The 13,629-nt window shown below is 37.2% G+C and carries 10 protein-coding genes; all 10 read right to left on the bottom strand.

Annotated features, from left to right (window positions below):
• Positions 1-177 precede the first annotated feature (177 nt).
• The 10 genes from A8B35_RS23110 to A8B35_RS21355 all read right to left on the bottom strand — a co-directional run bounded on the left by A8B35_RS23110 (position 178) and on the right by A8B35_RS21355 (position 13,619).
• A complete protein-coding gene (locus A8B35_RS23110) occupies positions 178-546 on the bottom strand; it encodes an integrase core domain-containing protein (RefSeq protein ID WP_222844204.1) in 369 nt (122 codons plus the stop codon).
• 11 nt (positions 547-557) lie between these two features.
• A complete protein-coding gene (locus A8B35_RS23105) occupies positions 558-1,049 on the bottom strand; it encodes a hypothetical protein (protein ID WP_139314974.1) in 492 nt (163 codons plus the stop codon).
• A 14-nt stretch (positions 1,050-1,063) separates the two neighbouring features.
• Positions 1,064-1,471: a hypothetical protein gene (locus tag A8B35_RS21390; protein WP_075604000.1), complete on the bottom strand. Its 408-nt coding sequence runs from the start codon at positions 1,469-1,471 to the stop codon at positions 1,064-1,066.
• Between the two features lie 97 nt (positions 1,472-1,568).
• The gene (locus A8B35_RS21385; protein WP_075603999.1) at positions 1,569-4,178 is read right to left on the bottom strand and encodes a glycoside hydrolase family 2; all 2,610 of its coding nucleotides are present in this window, start codon (positions 4,176-4,178) and stop codon (positions 1,569-1,571) included.
• Positions 4,179-4,949: 771 nt separating this feature from the next.
• Positions 4,950-6,296 carry a GntP family permease gene (locus tag A8B35_RS21380; protein WP_075603998.1) on the bottom strand — a complete coding sequence of 449 codons (1,347 nt, stop codon included), beginning with the start codon at positions 6,294-6,296 and terminating at the stop codon, positions 4,950-4,952.
• A gap of 4 nt (positions 6,297-6,300) precedes the next feature.
• A complete protein-coding gene (locus A8B35_RS21375; protein ID WP_222844203.1) occupies positions 6,301-6,780 on the bottom strand; it encodes a gluconokinase in 480 nt (159 codons plus the stop codon).
• A 101-nt stretch (positions 6,781-6,881) separates the two neighbouring features.
• Positions 6,882-9,125: a beta-glucosidase BglX gene (gene bglX, locus A8B35_RS21370; RefSeq protein WP_075603997.1), complete on the bottom strand. Its 2,244-nt coding sequence runs from the start codon at positions 9,123-9,125 to the stop codon at positions 6,882-6,884.
• A gap of 386 nt (positions 9,126-9,511) precedes the next feature.
• Positions 9,512-10,432 (bottom strand): WG repeat-containing protein, encoded by a 921-nt coding sequence (locus A8B35_RS21365; protein WP_075603996.1) that lies wholly within the window; start codon positions 10,430-10,432, stop codon positions 9,512-9,514.
• 290 nt (positions 10,433-10,722) lie between these two features.
• Entirely contained in the window at positions 10,723-12,651 is a 1,929-nt protein-coding gene (locus A8B35_RS21360; RefSeq protein WP_171973252.1) for an OmpA family protein, read from the bottom strand.
• Positions 12,652-12,680: 29 nt separating this feature from the next.
• A complete protein-coding gene (locus A8B35_RS21355; RefSeq protein WP_075603994.1) occupies positions 12,681-13,619 on the bottom strand; it encodes a PorP/SprF family type IX secretion system membrane protein in 939 nt (312 codons plus the stop codon).
• Positions 13,620-13,629 lie beyond the last annotated feature (10 nt).

Genomic DNA, 13,629 nt, shown 5'->3' with positions numbered 1-13,629 from the left:
TATAAATTTCTTATTACTAAGTTTAATTAAATGTGATAAGGTTATTCCTGAGAGCTGTTCTTTGTTTCGGGCTTAAGCCCGAAACAAAGAACAGCTCGGTTTTTTATGACTACTATATTTTTCATTTTTTTCTTCCTCCTGGTTTATTCTCACACTTTTCTCATCTATTCCTGTTTCTTACTTCTGCTTGTAACTACGTTTTTTCCAATGCTTTTTTAATAGTCCCTTTTGTTCATGTGCATCTATAGGAAATAGCATATCTACACTACGATGTGGCCGTTTATTATTGTATTTATAAACGGCTGTTTTTACCGCCTCTAAGGCTGATTGATAATCCGAAAAAGTTTCTGCTAATTCATACTCATCTTTTAGAATGCCATTAATTCGTTCTGCTATGGCATTCTCATATGGATCACCATTCTCTGTCATTGATATATCAATCTTCGCGCCTTTCAAGTAGTTCACGTAATCATTACAGCAATACTGGATACCTCTGTCTGAATGATGAATAAGCCCTGCCCTTGCACCTTCAGCCGATACAGCCATTTTAAGGGCATTTAAAGCGCCTTCACTAGAAAGACTAGGCCATAAGCACCAACCATCTTCTTCGAGTAGGCGTCTGTTATAAGTGATAAATAAACAAAGCCTTTGGTGGTTCTGATGTAGGTAATATCACTTACCCATAAGCGCCCTGAACTATATAATTCCATGTCTCTTATTAAATTGGGATACCTACGATAAAAATGATTTGAGTTGGTGGTTCTTGGGTTGCGCCTTCGGCGCCTCACCAGTAAACCATGTTCGCTTAATAAGTTATAAAACTTATCTCGTCCATACTTAATTCCGTGTTCTTCAAATACAGGCTTTAGTAAGAGATGTAGCTTTTCACCTCCCATGCGCTTATGTTCCTGACGCAAGACTTTAACCTGTTTAAGAATGAAAACTTCTTCCATTTGAAAACGAGAATGGCGTTTTTTACTGTCGTACCAAGCCTGACGGCTATACCCAAACAGACCACAAATGACCGATTTTGTAGATAAAGGATACATCTGTGCCAGTACGTCTACTGTTTGGGGCCAGACTTTTTTCTGATTTCAAGTTTGTAGTCCTGCTCAGCTATATCAATCATAGTATTTAAGCCCACATTTTTCATCTGAGCAAGCTCTAATTGCTTCTCTAGTTCTTTAATGCGCTTTTCTAGGGCTTTGTTATCTGCTCTTTCTTTACTGCTCATAGCTTGCAAAGATAAATGAATTTCATCACTGTACTTTGGGTGCCAGTTTTGCTTATACAGGGTAGAAAAGTGAACAGGAAGGCTAAACCTTATTTTGGCTTCTTCTATTGTCATCTTTCCCGAATCGATCTCTGCTACAAGCCAACGCCTAAAGCTGATTTCATATTTTGTGTAATCATTTTGCTCAACATGAAATCCTTCCATGTTGTCACTTAAATTTGGAGATCTATTTGCCATAATAGCTTATTTTTTGTGTCAAGCTATTTTAGTGTAGGACAGACACCCTCTATTATATGTTTTACATCAGCTTAATATAAGAAGATGCGTTGTTACTCTAATTTACTTTTAGAGTGAGTGTTTCTGATTGTATATTACCGGCATTAACCCTGATACTTACGGTACCACTTTCTGAACCAGCCTGAATAATGCCAAGTGCTTTACCATTGTGGGTAATCAAGTGATTGGCTTTGTGACTTTGCACATTATATTCCCATCCATTATCTACAGCTAACAAGTTTGCGGCTCCGCTCACTTCAAATGCGATTTCAACATCCTTGTTAGGGATAATAATGCCATTTTTATCTAAGAGGTTTACTTCTAAATGAGCCACATCGTAGTGGTTTGCTCTCAGCTCGTTCACATCAGAACTAATGGATATACTAGATAATGCTCCGGCTGTTTTTAAGCTATATTCATCGGCCACAACACCATTATTGTAACCCACAATTTTTAACTCTCCCTTGGTAAAAGGCACAAGCCATTTAATTACATGATCCTCATTATCATTTACCCTTTGCTTACCAAAACTCTTACCATTTAAAAACAATTCAGCTTCTTGGCAATTGGTGTATCCCTGAACTACCACAGCCTCATCATTGGCATAATTCCAAGTATCATCAATATCATACCACGTCCATCGGCGTAGCCAATCGGTTCGCATTTCTATCGAAAATCCTTTGTTTTTATCGTAAGTGTATTCTGATTGAGATAATGCTGCCGTACCAATATAAACCTTCGGATCATCTTTCCATAGGCACTCATAAAAGTGACCTCGTGGGGTTTTAAAACAGGCATAATCGAAGAATGATAAGTTTAGGCCTTTACGGGGATATGGGCCTGCTTCGCCCATGTAGGCAATACCTGTCCATGTGAAGATACCAGCCACAAAATCTCTATCGGCCACAGCCTTCCACTCTTCCCAAGTTCCGTTGTTTTCAGAACCAAGAATCTTAAGATCGGGATATTGCTTGTGCGCACCATCATACTCCACAGCACGATAATTAAAACCTAATACATCAACAGATTGCCCTAAGCCACTAGCAAGGCCAACCACGGGCAATACACTTCCGATGGTAACCGGGCGTGTTGTATCCATTTCTTTGGTCCATGATACCAATTGCTTAGCAATAATTACTAAAGAATCTGCTTCAGGACTGTATTTGTCAAATGCTTTTCGGTTGGTGATAGAATCATAATTGGGGATATACTCGTAATATTTCACCTTACCATTTACCCCATTGTAGGTTTGCGAATAGTAGGGGAACGTCCATTCTATTTCGTTACCAATACTCCACATAATTATAGATGGATGATTGAAATCGCGGCGAATACAATCTTTTAAATCCCTTTCGCCCCACTCATTAAAATACGATGAGTAACCATCGGTAAACGACTCTGGAGCATCATTGGCACCTAAACGTGTGGTGTGTTTTTCTTTATCTTGGCTCCATTCATCATAAAACTCTGCATCTACCAATATCCCTAGCTCATCACAAAGGTCGAGAAACTCAGGTGCGTAAGGATTGTGTGCAGTACGAATGGCATTACAACCAATGCTTTTTAATTGCAGAATTCTTCGGCGCCAAACATCTGCGGGCACAGCTGTTCCTACGGCACCTGCATCGTGATGTAAATTCACTCCTTTAATTTTTACTGATTTTCCGTTTAAGAAGAAACCTTTATCCGCTGTAAATTCAGCTGTTCTAATTCCGAACTTCTCAACAACATCATCCATTAAAACAGAGGCTTTAAACACCTTTATATGTGCCTTGTATAAATGAGGATCTTCAAGTTCCCATAAGCGCGGATTATCAATACTTACTTTACTAATTACTTTAGCTTCTTTATCCAAGGTAATAACACTTTCTGCACCTGTAACAATATTTCCTTCCCCATCCTTAATATCTACAACAAGCTTAATATCTGATGCTACTCCTTCTATATTTTTCAGCTCAGTACTAATCTGTACATCTGCTTTGTTAGCACTTATATTAGGCGTAGTAATTTGAACGCCCCAAGTTGGAATATTAATATTTGATTTTTTTACCAAACGTACGTTTCTGTAAATTCCTGATCCGGTATACCAACGAGAGTCAACGTAGTTGGTATGATCAACTTTAACGGCAATTACATTATCGCCTCCAAAATTAAGGTAAGGCGTTAAATCGTAATCGAAACTGATATATCCATTGGGTCTATATCCCAATAGATGTCCGTTAATCCAAACTGTTGATCGGGTATAAATACCATCAAATTCAATAGAAATATTTTTATTCTCGTCGCCTTTATTCAGACGAAATGTTTTACGATACCAAGCTATTCCTCCTTGAACAAAACCGGTACTACTTGCCGTTTTGCGATACTCGTTGGCTTGCTCGGCTGTAATGTTTGATGGTAAATTATTGTTATTGGCCGATTTTTTCACTTCGCCTTTTTGGGTAATGGCAAGCGGCTCTTCATACCCCATTTCTATACTCCAATCGTGTGGTAAACGAAGCTCGCGCCAAGCTTGATCATTAAAATCTTTTTCTAAGGCTTTCTCTTCATCTCCGAGATAAAATTTCCAATGACCATTAAAGTCAATGGTCTCGCGAGACTGATTTTCATTTTGCTTACACGAGAAAATAAGGAATGATAAAATTCCTACAAACAATAACTGTTTCATGTATACTGTATATTTGATTTATTTGTTTGTGGAAAATTATACTATTTAAATTTAATATACCTGTAGAATATATGTGTATTTAGGTGGTCTTTTTCGTTGTGTATGCTTCATTTTACCTCAATATGGCCTTTTTTAAGTTTTAACTATAAAAATAGTGCATACGAGGATTTTTTGGTGACAATTATATAAACCAATATTAATTATGCGAATCAAGAGTTGAACTTTATTAGTATACTCTAAGGGATTTTATGTTATTCAATTATTATAGTCTTTTGTATAACATAGATTTTTAATTCATCCCTTAAACCCTGACTTACTTTTCTTTGCTTGATCAAAGAAAGTAACCTGCCTGCCGGCAAAGGCAGGGCAAAGAAACTTTTGCAAGATTATTGCCACACTCAGCATTATTCAAGTGAACTTGATACTGCTTTCGCTTACGGCAATAATTCAAGGCTGCTTTTTAAATAGCCTTTTTATTATGCTAAAACTTAAGTGCGGCTGGGTGATCTTCGAGCAAAGCTCTCAGCTTCCCAGTCTTACTAAAGTTTTAACACAAACAAAAGCTATTTAAAAATGAGGCCAATGAAACGAGGCGCTCTAAATATAATATTTTAACCCTTGATTCGGATTAATTATAGAAACAAACATTCAATAGAAGCGACACTCTATAATTCTGCATAAAATCAGCCAACAAACCCTACAGTACTTTGAGCTCCTTATCATCTTTTGTAGATAAAAAGGGGTCAACTATACTTCTATGAAATCGGTAAATTAATCTATAATAAAAATAGAAAGGATACCTACCATACTTATTCCCATAAAAGCGAGAATGGTTGTCATAACCGTCCAGCTTTTAAAGGCCTGTTTTTCATTCATGCCTAAATATTTGCTCACCAACCAAAAACCACTATCATTTACATGCGACATTATAGATGCACCCGCGGCAATGGCTATAACCAATAAAGCCTTATACATCTCGCCCATGGGTTCTATTAATAAAGAAGAGGTAATGCCCGCTGCTGTAATCATGGCAACGGTAGAAGAACCTTGAAGTATACGAACCAATGCTGCGGCCACAAAGGCAAACATGAGTGAACTTAGTCCTATGCTAGCGAAGTATTGGGCTAACATTTCACCTGTACCAGTATGAATCAGCATTTGTTTAAACACACCGCCGGCCCCGGTTAATAAGATAATGATACCTGCCGGTCCTAAAGACGCCTGTGTAATTTTAGATAATTCTGATTTGGAGAAACCCCGCCTTAAGCCCAAGAAATACCATGCCAATATATTTGCAATAATCAAGGCTGAAAATGGATGACCAATAAAGCTGATCCATAACTTGGCATTTGCACTTATTCCTAAACCATCCGACAATGAACTATTGAGCATGGTATTAAGTACTATTAATACTATGGGCGATGCGATTATTAAAAGAATTAATCCGATGGGTGGAAAATCTTTGCGTTCTTCTGAAGCGCTTTCGCTTGGAGCTTCAATATATATTTTTGAGGCAATGTATTTACCAAAAATAGGGCCACATACCATGGCCGTAGGAATACCAACAATGAAGCCAAATAATATTACCCAACCCAAATCAGCATCTAAAATATCTGCCACAGCAATAGGACCTGGCGTAGGTGGAATAAAGGCATGCGTTATTGCTAAACCGGCTAATAATGGAATAGCATATAGTAGTAGCGACTTTTTTGTTTTGCGCTGAAGCGAATACACTAAAGGAACTAAAATGATAAAAGCGACATCGAAAAATACGGGTATAGCAATAAAGAAACCCGTTAGAACAAGTGCCCAGTCGGCTCTCTTTTCGCCAAATTTACTTAATAGAAAACCCGCCAAGGCTTCTGCCCCGCCTGAGTATTCGAGTATGGCGCCAAACATGCTACCTAAACCTACTACAACAGCCACAAAGCCCAGTGTAGAACCCATCCCTTCTTTTATGGTAGCTATTATTTGCATTGGCGCTACCCCGGCAATAATACCCACTATGATACTTGAAATTAATAAGGCCATAAAGGGCTGTATTTTAAAATACAGAATCATTAATAGCAATGCCCCCACTCCGGTAAGTACAGATATTAGTAAAATATAATCGATCATTAAATTAGGCTTTTAGTTTACTGATAACATATTGCACAATGGCCTCAACACTTTGATTTATGGAAACGTGAATGCCATAATTAGGCATTTCAAGGGTATCGAGCTGCGACTGCAACAATTTTGGTTCAAAAAAGTGTCCCTTCCTCTCGTTTAATCGACTGCTCAGTTGCTCATAATCTCCGTTTAAAACAACCCACTTAATATCCTTATTTCCTTTTTCAAGGATAGAACGATAGCTCTCCTTTAAAGCAGAACAGGCCAGAATTGCCTGCCCGTTGTTAGACCAGTGCATAATATGCTCGTTTAATTTTTGTAGCCAAGGCAATCGATCTAAATCATTTAAGGGATTTCCATTCGCCATCTTATCTTTATTTGATTGTGGATGAAAATCATCAGCATCGTAAAATGGACAATTCAATATTTTGGAAAGTTGTTGGGCTATGGTTGTTTTTCCACTTCCACTTACCCCCATTATTATTACCATAAATGCTTGTTTTAAGTTGAATTAAAAAACACGGCACACCATCATGATTTCAATATGTATGATGTGGCTAAATTATTACGCACGAAAGTTTAAGCCATTTACTATTCAATAAGTTCAAAACTGGCCTTTATCCCATCGGCAGAATTAGGGGCAATCCATACATTAAAATCGCCATCCTCAACAACATAATTCATCGAAGAATCTACGTATTCTAAATCTTTAGTAGAAATGGTGAACTCTGCACTTACGCTTTCCCCTTTTGCAATTCGTATTTTCTTAAAGCCTTTTAGTTCTTTTACAGGCCTCACAATATCTCCAACAACATCTTGTATATACAATTGTACCGTTTCAGTGATAGGGTAATTTCCTTTATTATGGAGGGTACAGCTTACTTGTATGGTTTCATTTCTGCGCAATTTATTGGATGATACAATGGTTTTTTCATATTCTATTTCACCGTAATTTAAGCCATATCCAAAAGGAAAGTGAGGTTCAAAACCCAAATCGAGATAATGGGAGTTATTACCCAAAGAACTTTGCCAAGCTCCAACTGGTATATCATTAATGCCCACGAAACTATCCGCACTAGCTGGTCGGCCAGTATTAGGATGGTTGTAATAGATAGGACATTGTGCACCTTGTTTGGGCCAAGTTACAGGCAGTCGGCCTTCGGGCTGAGCCTTTCCGTTTAATATATCATAAAGCGCAGGTCCGGCCATAGTTCCCGGATGCCACGCCATAACAATAGCATCTACCTTATCCATAATATTACCCAAGGCAATAGGTCGCCCTGCCATAATAACTAATACCAAAGGCTTCCCGGTTTTGTGTAATGCATCAATTAATTGCTCCTGTGCTCCTGGCAAGCTAATATCTGCACGCGAATGAGCTTCGCCAGATAAAATGGCTTCCTCTCCTCCGATAAACACAATTACATCAGATTTTTCTGCGGCAGCAATGGCCTTTTTGAAACCTGCTGAACTTTTATCTCTGCTATACTTTAACCCTTCAGCAAAAACGAACTTAGATTTGTTTTCTGCAAAGGCCTGCTTGGGTGTAAGGGAGTAATTACCATCACCATCGAAAGTCCAGGTACCCAATTGATCAACAGGCGCATCTGCCAATGGACCTATTAGGGCAATCCGTTGGTTTTTATTTAAAGGCAAAGTTTTATTGTTTTTAAGTAGAACAGTAGACTTAATAGCGGCTTCTTTAGCAGCCTCTAAATGACTTTGTGCATACCACTTTGATGCATCTACCTTTTCTCGATAGGGATTTTCGAATAATCCCATACGCAACTTTACACGCAGAATATTACGAACAAAATCATTCAATTGCTCCTCGGTAACTTTCCCCTCATCCATCAACGCTAATAGGTAATCTTCATAGGAAGTACTCGTCATCTCCATATCCAAACCCGCTGTAATGGCCCGCTCTGCAGCATGTTTATCATCCTTTGCATAACCATGTGGGATCATCTCGGTTACCGAGTTCCAATCGCTTACCACAAAACCATCAAAGTTATATTCATCGCGCAATATCTTTTTCAGGATAAACTTGTTACCACTTGCCGGAACTCCATTGATATCGTTAAACGAGCTCATTACAGTTTGTGCACCCGCATCAAAAGCAGCCTTAAATGGAGGGAGGTATACATTACGCAATAACTCCTCATTTACTATGGTTGTATTGTAATCGCGTCCGCCTTCAGCAGCACCATAGGCCAAAAAATGCTTGGCACAGGCAATCATACTATTTTCTGAATTCAAACTATCGCCCTGATACCCTTTTATAAATGCTGTAGCTAAAACCGAAGCCAAATAAGGATCTTCGCCCGGGGACTCGGCAATTCTGCCCCAACGTGCATCGCGGGCTATATCTAACATTGGCGAAAAGGTCCACCGAATGCCACTTTCCGCCGCCTCTATTGCTGAAACCCTTGCGGAAGTTTCAGCTACCTCAGCATTCCAAGATGCCGCCATACCCAGAGGAATTGGGAAAATAGTTTTATAGCCATGTATAATATCACGCGCGAAAATAAGTGGGATTCCATTGGGGCTCTCTTCTATGGCAATTCTTTGCAACTCATCCACATATTTGGGATTCATTACATTTAAAAAGACGCCAATTTCTCCGTTTCGAACTGCGTTCTTTAAGTCTTCGGATAGGTCTCCTTTTACTCTGGATGAAGTACCCCGCAAACTTGTTTGTCCTACCTTTTCTTGTAAAGACATTTTGGATAGAATCTCTTCTACCCTTTGTTCGATATAATCTGATTTACTGGATTTTTTTTGGCACGAAACAAAAGCCAATGCGATAATTAAAAGCCTGATAAGTTGATTCATTACAGATAAAATTAGTTAACCACAAAAAATGGAAATGTAGATTTGATCTGTAAAATACAAATTATATGTTAGTTATTGCATTGACTAAAAGATTGTTTAGACTTTATGCTGTTTAGCGCAATAATGACCTGAAGCCATTTTTGTGTGACCTTGAATGATTCCTGAGTGACCGGAAATGATTTCCTCGTGACCTGAAATGATTCCTAAGCGACCGGGAGGCATTCCTATATGACCTAGAGTCATTCTAACATGACTTAAAATCATTTCTGAGTGACCCAGAGCTTTTACTAAATGACCTTGTGTAATTCCCTAAAGACCTTGAGAGATTTGCTGATGACCTTATGCCATTTATTAATGCCTCTGAACGGATTACGGATGACCTTGAATTACCTATAATTTACTGGGACAGTAAAACTTACTCGCATTTTTCTGTTATTGGTTATTCCAGGTACCCATTGTGGCATTGTTTTTATTACTCGCATTGATTCCTTCAATAATATTGGATGTGATATATCTCCTGGCATCACATCTGTAACATCCCCCTTCTCATCAATTACAAATTTTACAAAACACTTTCCTGAAATTCCATATGCTCTAGCAGAAGGAGGGTAACGAACATTTCTGTTTATAAATGCACCCATGGCAGAATCACCACCATAAAAATGCGGCATAATAGTTTCACCTTTTCCATTAGTATATACTTTCAATTTTTCAAATACAAATTCACCATCGTGAGAAAGAACAAAAATAGAATCGTTTACAACACCATTAATCACTCCATGCTCTTTGAAGGTAATCGACTCAAAATATTTGTCAGAAATTAGTGTTCCGCTTGTGTTAATGATTCCTTCAAGCCAACGAACTAAGCCATACTTCTCAAAGTCACTATTCCTCTTAACTACACGCGCATATTTACCATTAAAATCACATGCCAAATCAAAGCTTGGATCAATAACGAATTCTCCTTTATAGTTGATATATCCATATTTATCTTCAAGCGAAGCATAAGCCAAACCTCCATTAAATGAACCTGCATCGTAAAACAAACAATCAATAACTTTACTACCTGTTGTATCTATATATCCAAATAATAAACTTTCAGAAACCAAGGCCAAGCCTTCGCTAAAAGAATCGGCGTATGTAAACGGCTCTATTTTTTCGTTTACTTTACCGCTCCTATTTGTTAAGTAATAATATTCGTTTTGATATAAAAAAGAATGTGATGTTACGCTATTCTGCGCATTCAAAATATGGATTGTAATAAAAAAGAAGAATCCTACGGTAAAAATTAGTTTAGTATTTGACATGTATTTATGTAAAGTTTAGGAAGCCCAAAGATAGTAAATTACAATGTATAAACAGCAAAAAATGGAGTAGCTACCTTTGTGTAACTACTCCATAACTTACAAAATACTTAGAGAGTTAAGCCTTCCTTCAAAGCGCTCTCTGATTGATATAGCATTCTTTAGTGAACCACCTCGGGGCAAGCCTCGGGGAATTAAACCCCTGTCAGATTAAACCTACCCAAATGCTCTATCAACTAATTACATCCTCATCTAAAAACAATTGTATTTATAAATAATAAAAAACACATGATTTAATAACTAGTAATCAATGCCTCTACCCTCCTATTCTCTTTATGGAGTTCTTCAGAACAAGATACTCCATCACTGCAATGATTTAGTAGTTTTTTTTCGCCATAACCATGGGCTGTTAATCGATAAATACTTATACCCTTTTTTAAAACATACTTTAAAACGGCATCGGCACGAGCTTGCGATAAAACCATATTATAATCATCGTTCCCCCTACTATCTGTGTGCGAACTTAACTCAACTGTCATGGTGGTGTTCTTCCTCATCATATTCGCCAGTTTATCAAGTTCAAGCGCTGCTTCATCATTGATCTCCCATGAGTTATAATCGAAATTAATATTGTAGAGTCTTAATTTCACTTCCTTAAACTGAGATTTGTTTATTTCACTTCCCGTTCGTTTTGATTCTAAAAGGATATTGGATAAGCTTTCAAGGGTTAAATCCTCTTCAGGAATTGGATTTGTTTGTGCGGCCGTTGCTGAAACAATTGGTAATGGTGCAGCAGCACTATTAACAGCAATAAGCTCCGTATTATCAACTTCTACAGAGTCTTCTGTCAATTTTACTACATCTTCATCTTTAGGCTCTTCGTGATTCTCTTCTATTTGTTTATTTTGCTTTTTAAGCATACTTACCGCATAAATATCATCATCTCCCATTCCTCCTTCTCTATTTGAGGCAAAATACCCAAAAGGTTCTCCTTCCTTAAAAACAATCGAAAAATCGTCTCGAGAGCTATTTACAGGAACTCCTAAATTAATTGCTTCTCCGAATTCATCATCATTAATATCTGAACTAAATATATCTAAACCGCCCAATCCAAGATGCCCATCAGAAGAGAAATACAATTTACCCTCATCAGATACAAATGGATACATTTCGTCGCCTTCGGTATTAACAGAAGCTCCACAATTAATTGGTTCACTTGTACCCTCTAAATATACCTCAACGTAATAAATATCGCTTCCTCCAAAGCCTCCTGGTCGGTTTGATGAAAAATACAATCTATCTTCAGATGCCGAAAAATAAGGATGTGCCGAAGAAAAATTGCCATTTGATATATTCTTTAATGGTTTAGGTTTTTGCCAAGTACCTTTTGTATATTTGGAAGTATAGATACCCAAATTAACTTCATTATTGGCATCTTTTATTGTACTAAAAGCCGATGCATTATTAATTGTAAAAAAAGCCAGTCCTCTATTATACACATATTGAAACGAGCTGATATGATATCGTGAATCGATGGGACTAAATGGTTTTGCGTTTTTTAAACTACCATTATCAGAAACTATTGCCTTATACAAACTCAAATAGGGCTGTCCGTTCCACTCATACTCTTTTTTAGTAGTGTCTCGTGCTGTAGAAAATATGACATCATTCTTATAAAAACAGGGTCTATGATCGGCATAAGCTGTATTAATATTTGTAGTACTTACCTTAAATTTGGGATCGGCGTTCTTAAGCGTATCCACAAAACTACGCTGATACGAGCTTAGTAATAATTGATAGGTACTGATTATGCTATCAGCCTTGTTATAGTTATTATTATATACTAATAAGCGCGCATACGACTCCATGCTTGCACTATCGTTTTCAATCATAAGAATATTATAAAGCTCTTCGGCCTTAGAGTAGTTGCCACTGTTTTTATAGGATTGGGCCAAGTGCCTTAATACATGAACATCGGAACTATCTTTACTTAAAGCTTTCTCATAACTTTTAATGGCTTTTACGTATGCCATATGATTAAAATAATTATCTCCTAATTTCTTATTTACATTTTGGGCATTTAGTTTTAATCCAGCAAATAAAAGAAGCAACAGTACTATACCATATTTACAGCTGCCTTTATTACTAGTTGTTTCAATGATACTATTACCTTGGATGGGCGAAGTAATTTTAGCATACAAACTACTTAAAACTGCCTTCATATTCTGATATTTTAAAGCTTGCATAATTATTAGAAAAATCTTGGAGAATGAATTTTAGTAGCATCACGATATAAGTTTAAACCCAAAATAATCTCGTGAGAACCGTTTGAAAAATTACTTAGCTGTGATTTTGAGAAATCATAAGCATACCCCACTTTAACATTTTTTCCTGCTGCTATTTGCAGAAAAGCAAAAAACGTATCCGGGTTTCGTATTCCTCCGCCTATCGAAAAGGTATTGTAGAGCATGGTTGCCAAACTTATATCAATAGTAGGATCTACATTCTGTACTTTCTTCAGACACACCGAGGGTTTTAATTTTACATTTTCTCCACTAAGTGAAAAAACGTATCCACTTATTAAGTAAAGGTGATTTCGTTCTTTTAAATTAAAAACATCATCATCAACTCCATTGCCACTAAACGAAAAACTATTAGTTACTAGTTTTGGAACCGATACACCTATATACCATTTTGAAGAATATAGAAAAAGACCTGCCCCAACAGTAAAAGATGAATGTTGCACTGTACCTTGCTGCAAAACACCATCGTTACTATCGTTTGTTTGCAACTTATCTAAATTAGCAGAATACAAATTTGCACCTCCTCTTAAGCCCATGGCTAAGCGTAATTTACTACTTACATTTATAGTATACGAATACCCCAAAGTAAGCATAGTATTGCTTAAAGGTCCAACTTTATCCTGCATTGCTGTAATTCCTACAGCTGAAGAAAAATACTTAAACGGATAAGCAACTGTGATGGCATTAGATTTTGGTGCACCCGGAAATCCAAGCCATTGGTTTCTATTAGAAAGCTGCAAATTGGTATAATCAATACTTCCCATGTAGGCCGGATTTATGAGGCCCTGATTAAATGTATATTGAGTAAATTGAGTTTCTTGTTGCCCCCATATTGAAGTTAATGGCTGTAAACAAATGAGCAACAATAGTATTCTTATATATTTCATAGTATTAAAT

The sequence above is a fragment of the Saccharicrinis aurantiacus genome, from assembly GCF_001660705.2.
GTDB lineage: Bacteria > Bacteroidota > Bacteroidia > Bacteroidales > Marinilabiliaceae > Saccharicrinis > Saccharicrinis aurantiacus.
Note: the sequence above shows the minus strand (reverse complement) of the source record. Positions and strands in the feature narration are given on the sequence as shown.